Consider the following 21200-nt stretch of genomic DNA (forward strand, 5'->3'; position numbering starts at 1 on the left):
TAAATCTTATTTTAAATGCAAAATTTCTTGAATTTTATAAGATGCTTCTTTCAAAGTATCAGTAAAATAGATCGGTAATAAACTTTTTCTAATTAATTTTTTTGCCACCTTTTCATTTGTTCCTTGTAAACGAACAACTACAGGGATCTCTATATCCTGATAAATTTTAGAAAAAGAATTTATAATTCCTTCTGCAACTGTATCACAACGTACAATTCCTCCAAATATATTAATCAATATTGTTTTTACAGATTTATCCTTTAATATCAAGTAAAAAGCTTTTTCTACACGTTCTCTATCAGCAGAACCTCCTATATCTAAAAAATTAGCAGGGACTCCGCCACAAGACTTAATCATATCCATAGTAGCCATTGCCAATCCAGCCCCATTTACCATACATCCTACATTCCCTTCCAACTTTAAAAAATTTAACTTAGATTCAATAGCTTCTTTTTCAATAATTTCTATATCATCTATTTGAATCAAATCATATTTTTTATGACGAAACAAAGCGTTATTATCCAAAACAATTTTTATATCAACTGGTATAAATTTATTATCAAATGTTTTTATTAGAGGATTAATCTCTAATAATAAAGCATCGTAAGTTATATAAGCTTTATAAAGAGAAAAAAGAAAAATACTAAAATTTTTTATAGATTCATTATTATAAATTCCTAAATTAAAACCTATTTTTCTTGTTTGAAAAAATTGAAGTCCTAATATCGGATCTATTACTTCTACACATATTTTATCTGGATTTTTTTTTGATAATTCTTCTATATTAATCCCTCCTTCTATAGAATAAAGAATCATATTTTTTTCTATATCACGATTCAATAATATGGACAAATAATACTCTATGGGAGGGCTAGATTCAGAAGAATAAACATCTTCAGATAATAAAATTTTTCTAACTAATTTTCCTTTTTTTGAAGTTTGAGGAGTCACTAAAAATTTTCCTAAAATGTTTTTTGATTTTTCATAAACTTCATTTAAACTTTTTGCTATTTGAATACCACCAGCTTTTCCTCTACCTCCAGCATGAATCTGAGCTTTAATGACTAAAGAGTTTTTATTAGTTTTTTTGAAAATAATTTCAGCTACTTTTACAGCTTCTTCAGGTGAAGAGACTAATCTTCCATAAGGAACTTGAATTGAAAAAGAACTCAATATTTCTCTACCTTGGTATTCATATAAATTCATGTAAAATAATTTTTAAATTAAATTTTTACTAAAATTCGTTTATTTTTATGACGTTTTTTTAGCTTTATAATTTCTTTTTTAAATTAAGAAAGAAGAAATTTAAATTTACGAAAAAATGATTCAGGCTAAAAATATTTACAAATTTTTTGGAAAAAACGAAATTTTAAAAGGAGTGAATATAATGGTAAAAGAAGGAAGTATGGTATGTATTTTGGGAGAATCAGGAGTAGGAAAAAGTACTTTATTACATATTTTAGGGACTTTAGAAAAACCAACCATAAATAAAAAAATAAAAACTATTTTAAAAATAAACAAGAAAGAAATATTATCTATGACAGATGACGAACTTTCTAGTTTAAGAAATCAAAAAATAGGTTTTATATTTCAAACTCCTCAACTTCTTCCCGAATTCACTGTATTAGAAAATATTTGTTTACCAGGTCTTATCAATAAAAAAAATAAAGAATATGTTAAAAAAAAAGCTATAAATTTATTAAAAAAGTTTAACCTATATAAGTATGAGAATTCAAAGATAGAAGAATTATCTGGAGGACAAAAACAGAGATTATCTGTAGCAAGAGCTTTGATAAACAATCCGAAAATAATTTTTGCGGATGAACCTTCTGGTAATTTGGATCAAAAAAATGCAGAAGAATTACACAATTTTTTTTCTTTACTGAATCATCAATTCAAACAAACTTTTTTAATTGTCACTCATAATCTACAGTTAGCAAATATGGCTGATGAAAAACTAAAAATAGAAAATGGTATAATATATAAAATTGATAAATAAAAATGTCTTATGCTTTTAAAAAATAAACTTTCTATTAAACATATTATAAAAAAACCTGTAAGTGGAAAAGAAAGTACTCTCTTTTTAATGATCCATGGATATGGTAGTAACGAAAAAGATCTTTTTTCTTTTAAAAAAGATCTTCCAGAAGATTTTTTTATAATTAGTATTCAAGGTTTTTATTCTATTGAAACGGGAAAATACTCTTGGTATGATATAGATTTTGATAACGAAAAAAAATTCATTAATATAACACAGGCAAAAAAAACTATTGACAAAATATCATTTTTTATACATGAAGCCATAAAAGAGTATAAATTGAAAAAAAATCCAGTATGGATATGTGGTTTTAGCCAAGGAGCTATTCTAAGTTATGCTATTGCGTTAAAAAATTCTGATAAAATAAAAAAAGTAATTGCTTTAAGTGGATATTTAGAAAATAGTCTTTTTCCAAAAAAAATAAATCATTATACAGATTTAGAATTTTTCATATCTCATGGGAAATATGATACGATAATCCCTGTAGATTGGGTAAAAAAGGGATTGAAATTTCTAAAACAAAAAAAAGTCCTTTCTTTATTTTATAAAGAATATGAATCTGGACATACTTTAAATGATACAAATTATCAAGATCTTATTAATTGGATTAAAGAGAAACATATTTATTCTGAAAAATAACATAAATCATGAGTAAATATTCAAAATTAACATTATTTATATTCATTTTATTGGTATCTATTTTTTTATTTTTTATAAAAAATTATACGTATGGATATATACTATTTTTATTAAGTTTAATCCCTGTTTTTTTTATTTTTAGAAATGAATTTTTATTATTAGCTTTTTTTAAAATACGGAAAAAAGATATGAAAGGATTGAAAAAATATTTAGGACACATTAAAAATCCTAAATTACAACTCACTAAAAATCAAATGGCTTATTATTATTTTTTGAATGGAATTTTATATTCAGAAAATAATATTTTTCAATCAGAAAATTATATGCAGAAAGCTTTAGATTTAGGATTAAAATTTAAACAAAATATAGCTATTGCAAAATTAAATTTAGCAATAGCGTCCTTATCAAAAGGAAATAAAAAAAAAGCTGAATTTCTACTGTTAGAAGCCAAAAAAATGGATATTTCTGGTTTATTACATAACCAAATTCAAATCATAAAAATACAAATGAAAAAAATGAATATAGGAAATATAAATAAACCTAATCCTTATGTTAGAAAAAAATTTTAATCTAAACGAATAATCCTTATTCAAAAAATTTTCATGATTTTTACAATTCTAATTTTTTATAAATATTTTCTTCATTTCCTCCCATCAAAAATTTAACAGGATTTTCTATGGATTCTTTTATAGATACTAAAAATCCTACAGATTCTCTTCCATCAATTATTCTATGATCATAAGATAAAGCTAAGTACATTATAGGACGTATTTCAATCGAACCATTAATCACTACAGGTCTTTCCATAATTTTATGCATTCCTAATATAGCGCTTTGTGGGGGATTTATAATCGGAGTTGATAACATGGATCCAAAAACTCCTCCATTAGTAATAGTAAAAGTCCCCCCCGTCATTTCATCTATAGATATTGTTCCATTATGAACTCGTGTTGATAACTTGTATATTTCTTGTTCTATTCCACGAAATGATAAATATTCTGCATTTCTAATGACAGGGACCATTAATCCTTTAGGACCAGATATGGCAATACTAATATCACAATATTCAAAATGAATTTTTTCTTCTCCACTAATCGTCGCATTAATATCTGGATAAAGTTGCAGGGCTCTAACACAAGAAAGAGTGAAAAAAGACATAAACCCTAAATTGACTCCATGTTTTTTCTTAAAAATATCTTTATATTTTTTTCGAATAATAAAAATCTCTCGCATGTCTACTTCATTAAATGTGGAGAGAGAAGCGGTCTGATTTTTTGCATTAACTAACCTTTCAGAAATTTTTCTTCTTAAAGAAGAAAGAGGGATACTTGTCTTAGATCTATAAATAGGTCTGTTCATATTAGAAATAAAAGATGTTTCATTTTTTTCTAATTTTTCTAAATGAGAAATGCAGTCTTTTTTTGTTATTCTTCCATCTTTTCCAGTTCCTTGAATAGATTCTATAGAAATATTTTTTTCATTTAAAATTTTTTTTGAAGCTGGAGAAGGAATTTTGAAAGAAGTTTTGATAGGATCTTTTTCAACAGGATTTTTTTGTTCATAAATAACATTTTCTTGTTTTTCTTTTATTTTTTCTTTTGAAGAATCGATAATACATAAAACATCTCCAACTTTTACTCTTTCTCCTTTTTCTATCATTAAAGTAATTATTCCATTTTCTTCTGCAGAGATTTCTAAAGTCGCTTTATCTGAATCTATTTCTGCTATTGTTTGGCCTTTATGAACATAATCTCCGTTCTTTACAAGCCATGCGGAAACTTCAACCTCTGTAATTGATTCTCCTGGAGAAGGGACTTTTATCTGTATTATCATAATTGAAATATTTTAAAAAAAAGCTTTTTTTAATATTTTATTTTGAATTTTTAAAAAATCAGGATAAGATCCTGTAGATGGACTAGAACTTTCAGATGGAGCTATTAATTTAAATGAAATGATACCTCCTAATTTATTTAAAATAAAACTCCATAATCCCATATTTTCTGGTTCTTCTTGCACCCAAAAAATTTCTTTCTTATTTTCATATTTATCTATAAGTTTTTTAATCTCATCCATTTTCAATGGATAAATTTGTTCTATCCGAATCAATGCTGTTTTTTCATCTTGAATATATTCTCTTTTGTTCAATAATTCATAATATATTTTACCAGAGCAAAAAATTAATTTTGTAATTTTATTTACTTTTTTTACATAAGGATCATCTAATATCTCCTGAAATATTCCTGTGGAAAGATCTTTTATTGTGGATAAACATTTTGTGTTTCTAAGTAAACTTTTAGGAGTGAAAACGATAAGAGGTTTCCTGAACTTTAATTTCATTTGTCTTCTTATAAGATGATAAAAATTAGATGGGGTAGTACAATTAACTACAAATAAATTATTATTTGCGCAAAGTTGTAAATAACGTTCAATACGTGCAGAAGAATGTTCAGGCCCTTGCCCCTCATATCCATGAGGAAGTAACAATACAATTCCATTTCTAATTTTCCATTTCTTTTCTCCAGAAGAAATATATTGATCTATAATGATTTGTCCCCCGTTTCCAAAATCTCCAAATTGAGCTTCCCACAAAGTTAAAACATGAGGAGAACACATGGCATATCCGTAATCAAAGCCTAAAACTCCATATTCTGAAAGAGGAGAATTCAAAACTTGTATTTTTCCTTGTTTTTCACAAATTTGGTTCAGAAGAATAATTTCTTCTTCTTTCTCTGTTTTAATAACAGCATGACGTTGAGAAAATGTGCCTCTTGCTACATCTTCTCCTGATAAACGAATATGATATCCTTCATATAAAAGTGACCCATAAGCTAATAATTCCGCCATACTCCAGTCCACCAATTCTTTTTTTATCATTTCTAATCTTTTTCTAAAAATGAATTCCGTTTTTCTAAAAAATTTCTTCTCTTTGGGAAGGGAAAAAATTTTATGGGATATTTTTATAATTTTTTCGATAGAAAATCGTGTATCTACTTCTTTTAAAATTTCTTCATTATTAAACACGATAGGAATATCTTTCCATTCTTCTTCTAAAAAAGAATTCAACACATTCCATTTAATGTGATTGGCCTCATGATATTTCACATTAAGAATATTTTCATATTCCTTTTTCATATTTTTTATATCATTATGACTGACAATTTTATCTTTTTCCAATTTTGTTTTATATAATTCATAAGAATTAGTATGTTTTGAAATAACTTTATATAAAGAAGGTTGAGTAAATCTAGGTTCATCTCCTTCATTATGTCCATATTTTCTATACCCCAATAAATCTATAAAAATATCTTCTTGATAACGCATTCTAAAATCTACAGCAAAATAAATAGCTCGAATAACAGATTCCACATCATCAGCGTTTACATGCAGCACTGGTGACATAAGTATTTTAGCTATATCAGTGCAATACATACTGGAACGACCTTCACTAGGATTTGTGGTAAATCCTATTTGATTATTAATTACAATATGAATTGTCCCTCCAGTTTTGTATCCTTTTAATTGAGATAATTGAAGGACTTCATATACAATTCCTTGACCGGATAAAGCTGCATCTCCATGTATTAAAATAGGAATAATTTTATTGGTATTTTGATTATAAGTAATATCTATTTTGGCACGTGTAATTCCTTCTACAATAGCATCCACAGATTCTAAATGAGAAGGGTTAGGGACTAAATTTAGTTTAATATATTTACCTTTGCGAGTTTTTCTTTTTTTAGAAAATCCTAAATGATATTTAACATCGCCAGAAAAATTTTTTTCTTTATATTCTTTTCCTTGAAATTCAATAAATATCTGAGAGTAATTTTTTTCAAAAAAATTAGAAAGAATATTCAAACGACCTCTGTGTGACATTCCAATTATAAATTCTTCTGTGAGATATCTGTCGGATGTATATTCTATCATTTCTTCTAATGCAGGTAACGTGGATTCATTTCCTTCTATAGAAAATCTTTTTTGACCTACAAATTTTGTATGAATAAAATTTTCAAAAGTAACAGCTTCATTTAATTTTTTCAAAAAAAACTTTTTTTCTTCTGTAGAAAATTGTAATTTTTCTTTAAAAAACCATTTTTCAATCCAATGAATTTTTTCAGGATCAGAAATATACATATATTCTATTCCTATAGATCCACAATAAATCTTTTTTAAATGATGAATTATATTTCTTAACGAAGTTTTCCCTATCCCTATTAATTTTCCAACATTAAAATATGTATCTAATTCTTTTTCAGATAATCCAAAATTCATCAAATCTAAAGAATGGATATGCTTTTTTCTATTTTGTAAAATAGGATTTGTATTTGTGAAAAAATGGCCTCTTTTTCTATAAGCATGAATTAAATCATATACTAAAAATTCTTTTTGTATATCTTTTGATTCTATAACATTTTGAATATTTTTATAGTTTTCTTTTCCAAAATCAAATCCATGAAAAAAGGCACTCCAACTTGATTCTATTGAATTAGGATTTTCTTTATATTTATTATATAGAAATTCTATATCTTTAAAATGAATGGCATTTAGAAAAGAATATCTATCATTCATATACTCATTTTTTTATTTCAAATTTAAGCATTTTAAATATCTATCAAAGTTTATTGATGATTTAAATGATTCTGACACGCAATTGCATCTTTTAAAATTAAATTCAATCCATCTTTTTTAGTCCCTATAGCTGTAGCGAAAGAAGAATTACCCCAATATTTTCCATGTATATAAGCAGCCATATCACATATAATCTTATGAGCATGAATATTATTATTTTTGATAACAAAATCAGAAATAGATATAAAAATAATCACTTTTTTATTTTTTGTAAACCCTATAATCATAAACAAATTATTTATCTCATGTCTTAAGTCTAAGACTACTTTTCTCATAATATTTATTTCTTTTTCTTCATGAGGATCAATTTCACATATGTATTTTATAGAAGATGATAATTGTATTGCTTTCAAAGAATATTCTTTTTTTAATATTTTTATTTTCTGTAAATTTATTTTGGATATTTCTTGTTTTAATTTTTCATTAGATTTTTGCAAAATTAACAAACTTTTTATGGGAGATTCTGGGGATTTCATTATCTTTTTCAAAGATTGATATTGATCACGAATAGATTTCAAATGTTGAACAGCTTTTTTAGCAGTTATAGCTTTAATTCTACGTATTCCATGTGATATAGAAGATTCTGATAATATTTCAAAAATATGAATTAATCCAGTACGTTTAACATGTGTCCCAATACATAATTCAGAAGATTTCCCAAAAGTAATAATTCTAACCTTTTGTTTATATTTCTCTTGAAATATTTCATTTATCCCATGAAAATCAAATGAAGTATTTTTTTTAGCTTCTTGTAAAGAATTAAACGTTTTTATTTCTAATAAAAGATCAGAAAAAATTAGTTCCTGAACGAAATTTTCTATTTCGTTTAATTCTTGATATGTTATTTTTTTATAATGAGAAAAATCAAATCTTAGATAATCGTCTCCTACATAAGAGCCTTTTTGTTGAATATGATCTCCTAAAACTTTTTTTAAAGAAAAATGTAGTAAATGAGTAGAAGTATGATTTTTTTCTATTTTTGATCTTCTATTTTGATTTATGATGGCTTTAAAAGAAGAAAAAATATTTGAAGGTAATATTTGAACATGATGTATAATAATGGAATTTTCAATTTTAGTATCGAACACATCAATTTTTTCAAATTCATTTTTTATAATGCCCACATCTCCCAATTGTCCTCCACCTTCAGGATAAAAAGGGGTCTGAGAAAAAACTAATTCATAATAATGAATTTTTTTTAATTTATTTTCTACTTCCCTATATTTTAATATTAAAATATCACATTCTGTACAATTATATCCTACGAAATTTTGATTGATATGAAAATTATCATGGATTTTAATCCAATCTTTTTTTATCATTGAGTTATTTTCTTTTTGGGATCTTTCTTTTTGTTCTAACAATTTTTTTTGAAATGATTTTTCATCAATAGATAAATTACTATTTTCAACTAATATTTTAGATAATTTTATAGGAAATCCATAAGTATCGTGTAATTTAAAAATTTTCTTTCCATCAACAATTTTTTCTTTTTTTTCTTTATGTTTATTAATTATATGTTGAACTTTTTTGCTTCCTTTTTCAATTACATTGAGAAAGGATAATTCTTCTTCATTGATAATGTATTGTATATATTTTTTTTTCTTTTCTAATTCTGGGAAAGAACTTTTCATTTCTCTTACCAAAGAATTGACAAATTGATAAATAAAAGGTTTTTTTTGATCAAAAAAACGTCTGGCACAAATAACGGACCTCCTTAGTATTTTTCGAATCACATAACCGGCCCCATTATGGGATGGTAATTGCCCATCTGAAATAGAAAAAACAATAGCCCTTAAATGATCTGCTATAATCCGTAAAGACACTTTTTGATCAAAATTCTTTTCATTATAAATATTTCCTAAATAATCTTTTATATCTTGAATAATAGGATAAAAAATATCAGTTTCATAACTAGAAACTTTTCCTTGTAAAACCATACATAATCTTTCCAACCCCATTCCTGTATCTACATGTTTTGTAGAAAGTTTTTTTAATGTTCCATCTGATTTTCGTATAAATTCTATAAAAACAAGATTCCAAATTTCTATTACTTTAGGATGTTTTTTGTTAATTAGATATTTACCAGGCAATACTTGTTTTTCTTTATCATTACGTAAATCTATATGAATCTCTGAACAAGGACCACAAGGGCCTGTTAATCCCATTTCCCAAAAGTTATCTTTTTTTCCAAAAAAAAGAATATTCTTTTCGTCAATTAAAGTTCTCCAATATTTGAAAGTTTCCTTATCCATAGATAGGTTATCTTCTTGATCTCCAACAAAAACAGATACATAAATATTTTTATTGGGAATATTATATACTTTGATTAATAATTCCCAAGCCCATTCTATGGTTTCTTTCCTAGAATAATCCCCAAAAGACCAATTCCCTAACATTTCGAACATTGTATGATGATAATTGTCATATCCCACATTTTCTAAATCATTATGTTTTCCAGTTATTCTAAGACATTTTTGAATATTCGCAATTCTAGGATACTCAGGTTTTACATGCCCTAAAAAATAGTCTTTAAAAGGATTCATTCCGGCATTAACAAAAAAAATAGAAGGATCATTTTTTGAATAAATAGGATAAGAAGGAATGATTTTGTGTTCTTTTTTTTGAAAAAAATTGAGAAAAGTATCTTTTATAAATTTATATTTCATTTCATTATATTTGTATTTTTATAAATGATTTCCTGTATATCTGTACTTTGGAGATTGTTCTATAGCATCCATAATTTTTTCCATTATGAAATCTGTTGTATCTTTTTTCAAATCTAATTGAATTGGTTTTTTAAATTTCATTTTTTGCAAAACTCCTTTTTTTTTAATACGAATTCCTTTTTTATCATAAGCTTTCTGAAATCCATCTATCACAATAGGAACAACAATAGGGTTATACTTTCTGATTACATGAACGATTCCTCTTCGTCCTGGAGCAAAAGCTTGAGTTGTTCCTTGTGGAAAAGTGATTAACCAACCATCATTGATAGCTATTCCCATACGATTAATTTCAGATACTATATCTGGAGCGATCAACTTTTTTTTCTTTTTTATCCAAGTTCTTGTTACAGTAATCCCTCCTGAATAAGTAAATAATTTTGTTAAAAACCCTTGATTCATAGTTTCTTTTTCTGCAACATAATATAAATTAACTTTAGGATTTAAGAGATAAATAGGGTTTTTAATACTATTGATAAAACCATTTTTTACGCTACAAAATACATGAAACATAGCAAAAACATCGGCAAAATAAGTTTGATGATTAGATACAAAAAGAACTTTTTTATCAGGTAAATCTTTTATATATTCAGTTCCTTCTAAATGTAACTGATTGAATCCATTATAACGATTGTAAGAAATGCATCCAAAAGTAAAAATTAAAAAACGTTTTATGAAATGCAAATTTCCAAATGCATCTCTAAATAGAGTACTTTCTTTTTTTCTTAAATGTTTTTTAAAAAAATACGAATGAAAATTCACTGTTTATTTATTATATGTTTTTATTTTATAAAATTTGAATGAATAATAAGATAAAATAGTGATAATTAATAAAACTAACAAACTATAATATATCCAATGAGGAATAGAAATAGGATCTCCTTTTGCATAAGAATGTAATCCTGATAAATAATAATTTACTCCAAAATAAGTCATTAAAATCGAACTAACTGATAATATACTGGAAAAGTTAAAAAAAAATATGCTTTTTAAATATGGAATTAAACGAATATGCAATACAAAAGCATAAACCATTATACTAATCAAAGCCCAAGTTTCCTTAGGGTCCCAGCTCCAATAACGTCCCCAACTATTGTTGGCCCAAACTGAACCTAAAAAAGTTCCTATGGTTAATAAAAAAAGCCCTATAGTCAAACATATTTCATTAATAATAGTCAATTTTTCAATATGGATATGAATGATGTCACTATAATTACGAAAACATGCTTTTAATATAAAAAAAAGCAATACTAAAAAACCCAAAAATGCTCCTGTTAAAAAGAAACCATAACTTGATGTTATTGTTGCTACATGTATAATTAACCAATGAGATTTTAAAACTGGAACCAAATTGGTGATTTCTGGATCCATCACATTTCCATGTGCGACCATTAATAAAATGGATGCAATTAAAGCTGTAATTCCTGAAACAAATTTATTTTTATAGAATAAAAAACCTATCCCGATTAAACTCCAACTTATAAAAAGTACAGATTCATATCCGTTAGTCCATGGTGCATGTCCAGAAATATACCATCTAGAAATTAGACCTAAAAAATTTAAAATAAACAGAACGAATAAAATGAAAATAAATATTCTAGAAAAAAAATACATCCATTTTTTTTGGAAAAAAATTAGAAAAAAAGAATTCATAATAATAATTCCTCCAAAAAAAGCATATAAAAAAGATAATACATAGAATATATTTAATTTATTATAAATAATTTCTACAAATATTTTATTTTCTGAAGGCAAAATAGATTTTGCATATTTAAGTTGATGTAATCGTATTTTTTGAATTTCATTATCTGCGATGTTCCAATTTTTTTCATTATGAGACAATAACAGAGATTTTAGATAATTATTAAACATAGATAAACCTAAAGAATTCAATTTATTCGAAGTTGAAATCCAACTAGACCAAGTATGATTTTTATCATGAGGAATAGGAAAAATACGAATATATTTTCCTTGAAAAATTTCATGTATAATTCCCACACGTTCACTAAGATTTAGCACGGCTTTATCGTATTCATTTCTTTGAGTCGGATTTTTCGAAAAAGCTCGTTCATAGTCTTCTTGTAAAAGAAATTTTAGCTTTGAAGTTTTGGGATCTATAAAATATAAATCAATAAGGGAAACGTAAAATTGTTTATTTGCCTTTATTTTTTTTAAAAATTTATGTCCTCCTTTTTTATCGACTTTAATAAAAGGAATTTTTGTCCAGAAGATATTATCTTGATGTATAGATATAAACCATTGGTTTGGATCTAAACTTCCTATGGAATCTTTTTTGTGTATTTTTCTAAGTAATTCAATTGCAATCGTATTAATAGGTTTAATTCTTCCTTTATAATCTTGTACTAATAAACGTCCAAAATTTTCACTATGTTTTTTGGGGATATGAATTCCATCAAAAACATCTTCTAAAGGAATTTTTTTAAATTCATGGATTTGAGAAAATACCAAATTATGGGGATTGAACAACATGAATACAATAAATAATAAAATTGAATAGTTTTTATAAGATAAATCCTTCAATTTTTTTTTTAGATAACTAAATCTAGTTCCTTTCCAAAATAAAGTTAAAAACATTCCTATACTCATAAAAATATAACCTATATAGGAAAAGAATGTCCCTAAATAATCATTATTAACAAAAAAATGAGTTCCTTTTCCATCTGGATCGTATCCTGACTGAAAAAATCTAAATCCTTTATAATTTAAAACATGATTCATGTAAATGAAATGATTTTTTCTCTCGCTTTTATCTATTAATGTTATATCACTCATAAAAGAAGATGGAAATTCAGAACCTGGATAATTTTCTATTTTGAATCTATTCAATTTCAAAAAAAAAGGAAGATTCCAAAAAATTGAACCATATCCAATGGATATTTTATAATTTTTAAAAAAGAAAGTAGGGCTCATATTTGTTGTATTTTCTCCTCCTAAAAATGTTACTAATTTGGATTGATTCTTGAAAAAAATTCTTGCTGTAATAGCACTTAATTGGTTCTTTTCTTCATAATTATTGCATGATTTTACATATTTTAATTTTCCTTCTACAACCCCTTCAGGAATAACCCATTGCATCAATTCATTATTTTTATCAATTTTCATTTGATACAAATGTTTTATTTTTAATACATTATATTCATTTTTTAACAAAGAACTAATTTGTTGATTGATCATGTTCATACTTTTTCCCGAAAAAGATGATTTTATATAAAGTTTATTTTTCTTTTCTAAAAGAATAATTCCAAAAGGAATTTTCTTATTAAAAGAAAATAAAATGCCATTCACGTTTGTAACTCCCCCACTTTTAACAAAATGTTCTGTTCTTTCTTTTTGATTTGTTGAAACTATTCTTATAATTTTTTCTACAGGTTTTTCTTTTGATAAAAAAATTTTTGCGCATGGGATATAATCTATAATTTTTATTTTCAAAGGATTTTCTTGAAAAAAAAATTCCTTCTGATATTCTTTATGAAAAGAAGAAAAAATATAAGGATCATGATAAAATTTACTGTAAGATCCTTGACTTATCTTTAATTTTATGTAATTTCTACTAGAAAGTATTTTTCCATTTGTTTCTCCTTCCCTTATAGACATCGTCCCTTCAAAACTAAAATATCTAGAAAAAATACCTCCAATAAAAATTAATATAAATGATAGATGAAAAATTAATAAAGGGAATTTTTTGTAAGTCCATAATTTATATTTATATATATTTCCCATTAGATTGATTATGATAAATAACATGATACTTTCAAACCAAATAGATTCATAAATAAATATTTTTGCCACATTTGTGGAATACTTCTTTTCTATAAAAGTAGCTATAGCCATAGATAAGGCTAACAATAAAAATAAAAAAGAAGTAATTTTTGTGGAGAAAAGAATTTTTTTTAATGTTTTTCGCATTGACTTGTTTGTATTTTTTTTTATTTATTCATATATAATTAGTTCATCATAAGCTAGATATACATTATTAGGTAATTGTGTTTCAATTTCTTCGTGAAATCCAAATGTATGGCTAATATGTGTCAAATAAGTTTTTTTAGGAGAAATTTTTTGAATGATATTCAAAGTGTCAGAAAGCATGAAAGGAAAAGGGTTTTTTTCTGCTTTTTTTAATATGTTTCTTAACACATTTAAGACTAAAACATTTATCCCTTTTAATTGTTGTATGGTTTGAATAGGAATTGTACTAGCATCTGTGATATACGCAAAATTTCCTATACGAAATCCTAGAATAGGAAGATGTCCATGCCATATAAACAAAGGAAAAATTTTTGAATTCTCCACTAAGAAAAAATCTTTGTAATTATCTAACTCATGTGAAAAAATTTTTGAAACATTTGATTTTTTATTTTCAGAAAAAATATAAAAAAATCTTTTTTTTAAATTTTCTATAACTCTACGTAATCCATAAATAGAAATAGGCGTATTCATATTAAAATTAATTGGTCTTATATCGTCTAATCCACCTATATGATCTTGATGTTCATGTGTCATAAAAATAGCATTCAATTTTTCATAATTGCTTCTTAACATTTGATAACGAAAGTCTGGACCACAATCTATCAAGAAATTTTTTTGATCTTTTTCAATTAAAACAGAGCATCTAAGTCTTTTATCTTTTGAATTTTTAGATAAACATACCGGATGTTTAGATCCAATGACGGGAATTCCTTGAGAAGTTCCGGTCCCCAAAAAAGTAATTTTCATATATTTTTGTATATATTTTTTTGTATTTCATCTATAATATTTTCTTTATCTTTCAAGAATTTTTTAACTGAATCTCTTCCTTGACCTAATTTTATATCTCCATAACTAAACCAAGATGTATTCTTTTTAAGAATTCCTAAATCGACCCCTATATCCAATATTTCACCAATTTTAGAAATTCCTTCTCCATACATAATGTCAAATTCTGCAGTTCTAAAAGGAGGAGATAATTTATTTTTCACTACTTTCACTTTTGTTTTATTTCCTAATATATTTTCTCCGTTTTTTATTTGATTTCCTCTTCTTATATCTAATCGTATTGAAGAATAAAACTTTAAAGCATTTCCTCCAGTTGTTACTTCTGGATTTCCATAAACACCTATTTTTTCTCTTAATTGATTAATAAATATAAGTATGCTTTTAGATTTTCCTATACTTGAAGTTAGCTTTCTTAAAGCTTGAGACATTAATCTTGCTTGTAACCCAATTTTAGAATCCCCCATTTCTCCTTCTATTTCACTTTTAGGTGTTAAAGCGGCCACAGAATCAACTACTATTATATCAATAACACCAGATCTAATTAAATTATCAACAATTTCAAGTGCTTGTTCTCCATTATCTGGTTGAGATATTATTAATTCTTTGACATTGACTCCTATTTTTTCAGCATAAGTAGGGTCAAAAGCATGTTCTGCGTCTATAAAACCAGCAAAACCACCTAATTTTTGAGATTGAGTTATAGCATGTAAAGCTAAAGTCGTTTTTCCGGAAGATTCAGGCCCAAATATTTCTATAATCCTACCTTTAGGAAACCCTTTTATCCCTAAAGCAATATCTAAACTTAAGGAGCCAGAAGAAACAATTTCTAAATTTTCTATATGAGAATTCCCCATTTTCATTACAGTCCCTTTCCCATATATTTTATCCATTTGTTCCAAAAGAAGTTGTAAAGATTTTCTTTTTTGTTCAATTTTTTCGTTCATAACTTTGAGAATAAATTTTTTTTCAAAAAATTAATATTACTCATATTACTCATAATCCATAATATGGTTTTATTATGTATTTATGTTAATTTTTGTAATTTTTTATTAAAAAAAAGAAAGAGAAGTTTTTTTTTAAAATAGAAATCTTATTTTTTGGGAATCTTAATTTATTACCTGGAGGAATAAGATCTACAAGATATTGCGGATTCATAAGAATTAAATCTTGATAAGAAAGATTTAAACTATAAGCAAAAAATTTCAGTGAAATTTTTTCTTTTATAGGAATTAATACAGTTTCTGTGTATTTATATCTATAGGGGGAAGAATGATATATCGAAATATTATGTTCCTTATAATAATTCATTACATAATTTATAGCAATAAATTTAGGAATATAATTTTGAGTTTCTTTAGGGAAGTATTCCCATAGTTCCCAAAAATTTTTTCGGTTATGATTCCGTTGTAATATTTTATCTACTACTCCCGGACCTGCATTATAAGCAGCTAAAACCAATTCCCAATTTCCTATTTTTTTATATAAAAATTTCAAGTATCGACAAGCGGCTTCTGTAGATTTAATAGGATCATTTCTTTCATCATAAATATTGTTAATATTAAGATTATATATTTTTCCTGTTTCAGGCATAAATTGCCAAATTCCTCGTGCTCCTGCTTTAGAAGTGGCAACTGGATTTAAATTGGATTCTATAATAGCTAAATATTTTAATTCTTTGGGAAGTCTATAATTTTCAAGTTTTTCTTCAAACATAGGAAAGTAAAAATCTGACAAAGAAATAATTTTTCCTATATATTTACTCATACGAAGATAACTTTCTACAGAAGCATGTACAATACTATTATATCTTAATATTTTAATTTTAGATTTTTGATTTAAAAAATTGAGTCTTAATCGAAGTTCTTCGGTCTTGATATTGATAATGACAGCATTTTTTTTATTATTATTACGAGGACGAAAAGATAATTTTTTTCCAGATAAGGATTTTTTCTTTCCTCCTAACATTTTTTTCCATAATTTTTCTGTACTGTGTATGTTATTTATATTTTCTAATTTTGGATTAGAAATATTTTTATGAAAGTTCATTTTCATTACATTTTTTTGTTCTAAGAATGGTTTTGATATAGATTGAATTGCCAGGCTTTTTAAGATGAACATAAAAAACATAATATTTCTTATCGTTGTCGTTCCCATTATTTATTAGTTTGATTAGTTTCTAAAATTTTAGAAAAAAAGTACTAATAAACAAACGTAAATATGAAAATTAAAATTTTTATTCTTTGTCCGTTTCTGAATCTTTTTCTTCAGATGCTTTTTTAAACTCTTTTAAACCAGTACCTAATCCCTTCATTAATTCTGGAATTTTCTTTCCTCCAAATAATAAAAGGGCAAGTATGACTATCACCACGATTTCTGTGGTTCCAAAAGTACCCAGTATCATAGAAAAAGTATAAATAAAACCCATGGAATTTTTGTTAAATATAAAAAATTATTTTATTCTATTTAAAAATAGAATAATCACTCAAGCTTACTTTTTTAGTTTTTTCTCCTATATATATTGAATGATTTCCTATTATTGAATGTTTCAAATTCGCATATTGAACTATTGTATAATTTTGAATTAAAGATTTTTTAATATTACTATTTTTTATTTTTGAATATTCTCCTATTGAAACATAAGGACCTATAATACTATTTTCAATACTTGTATTTTTTCCTATTGAACAAGGTTTTATAATTAAACTATTTTTTAGAATAACTTTTTTATGAATTAATTCTGAATTTTGTGATTCTATAGATAGTAATTTTGAATTTGAAGAAATAGTTCTTTTTTTGTCTCCAAAATCCATCCATTCTTCAACTTGTTTGCTAATAAATTTTTCACCTTTTCTTCTCATATTTTCTAGAACAGACGTTAGTTGATATTCTTGTTCATTTTTAATATTATGATTTAATAAAAATTGCAATTCTTCCTTTAAAAGCAAACTATTTTTAAAATAATAAAATCCGACAATTGCAAGATTAGATATATGATTATTTGGTTTTTCTATAAAATGAGTGATCCTTCCTGAAGGATCACATTTTACGATTCCAAATAAATGAGGTTTTTTAACTTTTTTTGTCCATATAATATTATCATGAGTGATTTCTTTATCAAAAGAATTATGATAGAATAAAGAATCAGAAAAAGCAACGATAATTGGTTCTCCTGTTAAAGATTTTTTAGCTTTGAACAAAGCGTCTGCAGTTCCAAGTGGAATAATTTGATAATATATAATTGGATTTATACTCATATCATGAGATAATTTAATTAATTGTTTTTCTATTTTTTCCCCGAAATTTCCTATAATAAAAACAATTTCTTGTATAGAAAAAACTTGAATAAGCTTAGATAAACTTTCCATTAATCTTTTTAAAATTGTTTTTCCAGCAACATATATCAGTGGTTTAGGAGTATTTAAAGTATGAGGAAGAAGACGTGATCCTTTTCCCGCCATAGGGATTATAATTTTCATATCATTTGTTTTTTTTATTATATTCCAGTACTTCCGAAACTGTTACTTCCTCTTATACTTCTACTTAGAATTGAACATTTTTCCCATTTTATTTTAACACCTTCGATAAGATCGAATATTCCTAATTCATCATTAGGTTCAATCATTATATTTTTAAAAAAAACGTTGATGACAATTATTTGTATTTCATTATACAATGTATATTTTTTATTCTTTATGTTTTTTGTGATATGAATTATACAAATAGATTCTATAAATTTTTTAATCAAAGAAAAAGAATGTCTAGTATTTTTAGGAGTTTTAATAAGAATCCCCGTTGAAATTAATTTTCTTTCCAAAAATTTAATAGAAACAGATTCTTTTATGTTAGCGATCAAAGTTAATCTACATATTTTTTTACACAAAATATTATTTTTATTTGATTAGGTTCATCAATCTTTTTTTCTCTAATAAAAAAATAGTTATCATATATAAAAACTGTAAAAATAAATTCAATAGTACTTTTTTTTTCATCATAAAAACAATAAAAAGTGCAAATAAAAAATGTATTATAATATTTCTTATTTTTTTATTACAAAATTTAAAAAATTGTTTTTTACCCCAAATGTATAGAATTATCAACATAGACCCATAAGATATCAAAGTCCCCCAAGCAGGAATCATAAAACTATTATAAATAATAATAAAAATAATATTAAATAAAAAAGTGATTAATACTCCGATTAAAGATATATAAGTCCCAATAATAGGTTTATCTATAATTTTGTAAAAAATAGATAAATTAGTGTAAACTCCTAAAAAAAGATTCCCCATCATTATTATAGGAATAATGGAAATAGCTGTATGATATTTTTTATCAATTAAAAATTTCATAAAAATATTAATATTTCCACATATTAATACATAAAAAATTAATCCCAATAAAACAAATATATAAGTGATTTCTTCATAATAATATATTGCATCAGAATCTCTAGATTTTTTAAAAAAAAAAGGTTCAATCCCTAATCTAAAAATTCTGATATATATACTCATGAAAGCAGCTATTTTGTAACAAGCAGAATAAGATCCATTAATTTCATCTGAAACCCATCTTTTAATCAAAATTTTATCCAAATTTTCATTAATAGAAAAAGAGATAGTTCCTAACATTATAGGAATACTATAATTTAACATGTTTATAGCAAGAAGTTTGTTAAACTTTTTTATAGTTACTTTTTTTAAAATAATAGGGAGTATCAAAAATAAATTAATTAAAGAAGAAATCATGTTTGCAAAAAATATATAACCGATTTTATCGGTAAAAGAGTCTACCCATTTAAAAATGAAAACAAAGAAAGTTTTTTGATAAATATTATTAGAACAAGAGAATAAATATATTATCACAAACGATTGTATCAATATATTTGTAATATTTATTGTAGAATATTGTAAAGGTTTATCATTAGCACGAAACCAAGCCATAGGAAGAATACAAATTGTATCGAAGAATATGATTAAAAAAAACATCAAAAAATATTCTGGATGATTATAATATCCAGCAATGGATGATAAATATTTTACTAAATTTATAGATATTATTAAAAAAAAAGAACTTATAAGTAATTGTATTATAACTACTGTTGAAAAAACAATTTCTTGATTATAATTTTTTTTATATAAAAATCTAAAGTAAGTGTTTTCTAATCCAAAAGAAAGAAATCCTATGACCATAAAAGACAATGCATACATATCTGTATAAAGAGAAAATTCTTCTCTTTTAAAAAAAAGAGTAAAAAATTTTAAAAAAGCATAATTAACAATTCTAGGAAATATGAATCCTATAGAATATATAATTGTTTGTATTGTTAATTTTTTGTACAAAATCAATGCTTTTAAATTAAAAGTTTATAATTTCAATATTTTTTATTAAAATTTTATGTAGAAGAAAGTAACTTTGACGGAAGTTTTAATATAAAAGAAAAGAAATGAATTCTCATAAAAACTCAAAAGAGTTTATACTATATGCGATAAAACATAAAAAAATTAGTAGTTTAACAATTGATGAATATATTAAATTCATGACTCCTTATATTGTGGAAGAAAGAAAATTAAATGTAGCCCAGATGGATGTATTTTCTCGTTTGATGATGGACCGAGTTATTTTTTTAGGAACCCCAATAGAAGATCAAGTATCCAATATAGTACAAGCTCAACTATTGTTTTTACAATCTGTAGATTCTACGAAGGATATACAAATATACATTAATTCTCCAGGAGGAGATGTTTATGCTGGATTAGGTATATATGATACCATGCAAATTGTAGAACCAGATGTAGCAACTATTTGTACTGGAATGGCTGCATCCATGTCTGCTGTATTGCTTTGTGCAGGAGAAAAAATAAAAGATCGGCAAAAACATTCTAGAGTTATGATTCATCAACCTATAGGAGGAACGCAAGGTCAAGCTTCAGATATTGAAATCACAGTTCGTGAGATTTTAAAATTGAAAAAAGAACTTTATGAGATAATATCAAAACATTCTGGATTACCTATTGAAAAAATAGAAAAAGATTCAGATAGGGATTATTGGATGACTTCTATAGAAGCTAAAGAGTATGGTATGATAGACGAAGTGTTAGAAGGGAAAAAATGATCACGACAGGATTCGAACCTGTAACCTACTGCTTAGAAGGCAGTTGCTCTGTCCATTTGAGCCACGTGATCTTAATCGGGGTAGCAGGATTTGAACCTACGATCTCCTGGTCCCAAACCAGGCGCGATAACCAAACTACGCTATACCCCGTTGCGGAGAATGTGGGATTCGAACCCACGCGGTATTTACATACCGACAGTTTAGCAAACTGTTCCGTTAACCACTCCGGCAACTCTCCCAAAAAAATATACAAACAAATCTAAAGCAGATCTATAAAATAAAC

17 protein-coding genes and 3 tRNA genes are annotated in these 21200 nt (G+C 25.3%); 4 read left to right on the top strand and 16 right to left on the bottom strand.

Annotated features, from left to right (window positions below; all coding sequences use genetic code 11):
* Nucleotides 1–6: 6 nt before the first annotated feature.
* On the bottom strand, nucleotides 7–1206 hold the full coding sequence (gene sucC / locus K645_RS02900) for an ADP-forming succinate--CoA ligase subunit beta (RefSeq protein WP_022565386.1): 1200 nt from the start codon (nucleotides 1204–1206) through the stop codon (nucleotides 7–9).
* A gap of 115 nt (nucleotides 1207–1321) precedes the next feature.
* On the opposite strand from sucC, the gene K645_RS02905 reads away from it, so the two are divergent.
* The 3 genes from K645_RS02905 to K645_RS02915 are packed head-to-tail and all read left to right on the top strand — an operon-like array spanning nucleotide 1322 to nucleotide 3246.
* The gene (locus tag K645_RS02905; RefSeq protein ID WP_022565387.1) at nucleotides 1322–1999 is read left to right on the top strand and encodes an ABC transporter ATP-binding protein; all 678 of its coding nucleotides are present in this window, start codon (nucleotides 1322–1324) and stop codon (nucleotides 1997–1999) included.
* Between the two features lie 9 nt (nucleotides 2000–2008).
* Nucleotides 2009–2677, top strand: a complete 669-nt coding sequence (locus K645_RS02910; RefSeq protein WP_022565388.1) for an alpha/beta hydrolase — start codon at nucleotides 2009–2011, stop codon at nucleotides 2675–2677.
* A gap of 8 nt (nucleotides 2678–2685) precedes the next feature.
* Entirely contained in the window at nucleotides 2686–3246 is a 561-nt protein-coding gene (locus K645_RS02915) for a hypothetical protein (protein WP_022565389.1), read from the top strand.
* 40 nt (nucleotides 3247–3286) lie between these two features.
* On the opposite strand, the gene odhB is transcribed toward K645_RS02915, so the two are convergent.
* The 12 genes from odhB to K645_RS02975 form a co-directional block, all read right to left on the bottom strand.
* Nucleotides 3287–4510, bottom strand: coding sequence for a 2-oxoglutarate dehydrogenase complex dihydrolipoyllysine-residue succinyltransferase (gene odhB / locus K645_RS02920; RefSeq protein ID WP_022565390.1), 1224 nt, complete (start codon nucleotides 4508–4510; stop codon nucleotides 3287–3289).
* A 12-nt stretch (nucleotides 4511–4522) separates the two neighbouring features.
* Entirely contained in the window at nucleotides 4523–7246 is a 2724-nt protein-coding gene (locus K645_RS02925; protein WP_022565391.1) for a 2-oxoglutarate dehydrogenase E1 component, read from the bottom strand.
* A 50-nt stretch (nucleotides 7247–7296) separates the two neighbouring features.
* On the bottom strand, nucleotides 7297–9975 hold the full coding sequence (gene alaS / locus K645_RS02930) for an alanine--tRNA ligase (RefSeq protein ID WP_022565392.1): 2679 nt from the start codon (nucleotides 9973–9975) through the stop codon (nucleotides 7297–7299).
* An 18-nt stretch (nucleotides 9976–9993) separates the two neighbouring features.
* On the bottom strand, nucleotides 9994–10794 hold the full coding sequence (locus K645_RS02935; protein WP_022565393.1) for a 1-acyl-sn-glycerol-3-phosphate acyltransferase: 801 nt from the start codon (nucleotides 10792–10794) through the stop codon (nucleotides 9994–9996).
* 3 nt (nucleotides 10795–10797) lie between these two features.
* Nucleotides 10798–13959, bottom strand: coding sequence for a cytochrome c biogenesis protein (gene ccsA, locus K645_RS02940; RefSeq protein ID WP_022565394.1), 3162 nt, complete (start codon nucleotides 13957–13959; stop codon nucleotides 10798–10800).
* A gap of 24 nt (nucleotides 13960–13983) precedes the next feature.
* Nucleotides 13984–14766 (bottom strand): MBL fold metallo-hydrolase, encoded by a 783-nt coding sequence (locus tag K645_RS02945; RefSeq protein WP_022565395.1) that lies wholly within the window; start codon nucleotides 14764–14766, stop codon nucleotides 13984–13986.
* Entirely contained in the window at nucleotides 14763–15749 is a 987-nt protein-coding gene (gene recA, locus K645_RS02950) for a recombinase RecA (protein ID WP_022565396.1), read from the bottom strand. The genes K645_RS02945 and recA overlap by 4 nt, the downstream gene beginning before the upstream one ends.
* 85 nt (nucleotides 15750–15834) lie before the next feature.
* Nucleotides 15835–16923, bottom strand: a complete 1089-nt coding sequence (locus K645_RS02955) for a lytic transglycosylase domain-containing protein (RefSeq protein WP_235043315.1) — start codon at nucleotides 16921–16923, stop codon at nucleotides 15835–15837.
* 115 nt (nucleotides 16924–17038) lie between these two features.
* Nucleotides 17039–17230 (bottom strand): twin-arginine translocase TatA/TatE family subunit, encoded by a 192-nt coding sequence (locus K645_RS02960; RefSeq protein WP_022565398.1) that lies wholly within the window; start codon nucleotides 17228–17230, stop codon nucleotides 17039–17041.
* Between the two features lie 34 nt (nucleotides 17231–17264).
* Entirely contained in the window at nucleotides 17265–18281 is a 1017-nt protein-coding gene (locus K645_RS02965; RefSeq protein ID WP_022565399.1) for a sugar phosphate nucleotidyltransferase, read from the bottom strand.
* 17 nt (nucleotides 18282–18298) lie between these two features.
* A complete protein-coding gene (locus K645_RS02970; RefSeq protein ID WP_022565400.1) occupies nucleotides 18299–18685 on the bottom strand; it encodes a deoxyuridine 5'-triphosphate nucleotidohydrolase in 387 nt (128 codons plus the stop codon).
* Nucleotides 18686–18695: 10 nt separating this feature from the next.
* Nucleotides 18696–20144: an oligosaccharide flippase family protein gene (locus K645_RS02975; RefSeq protein ID WP_081683502.1), complete on the bottom strand. Its 1449-nt coding sequence runs from the start codon at nucleotides 20142–20144 to the stop codon at nucleotides 18696–18698.
* Nucleotides 20145–20248: 104 nt separating this feature from the next.
* Here K645_RS02975 and K645_RS02980 point away from each other — a divergent pair, with 104 nt between their 5' ends.
* Nucleotides 20249–20917, top strand: coding sequence for an ATP-dependent Clp protease proteolytic subunit (locus K645_RS02980; RefSeq protein ID WP_022565402.1), 669 nt, complete (start codon nucleotides 20249–20251; stop codon nucleotides 20915–20917).
* Here K645_RS02980 and K645_RS02985 read toward each other — a convergent pair.
* From K645_RS02985 to K645_RS02995, 3 genes are all read right to left on the bottom strand, one after another.
* Nucleotides 20915–20988 (bottom strand) — tRNA-Arg (locus K645_RS02985). The two genes, K645_RS02980 and K645_RS02985, sit on opposite strands and share 3 nt — an antisense overlap.
* A gap of 4 nt (nucleotides 20989–20992) precedes the next feature.
* Nucleotides 20993–21067 (bottom strand) — tRNA-Pro (locus K645_RS02990).
* Between the two features lie 3 nt (nucleotides 21068–21070).
* Nucleotides 21071–21155, bottom strand: a tRNA-Ser gene (locus K645_RS02995).
* Nucleotides 21156–21200 lie beyond the last annotated feature (45 nt).

This window comes from Blattabacterium sp. (Nauphoeta cinerea) (assembly GCF_000471965.1).
In the GTDB taxonomy this organism is placed as follows: Bacteria; Bacteroidota; Bacteroidia; order Flavobacteriales; family Blattabacteriaceae; genus Blattabacterium.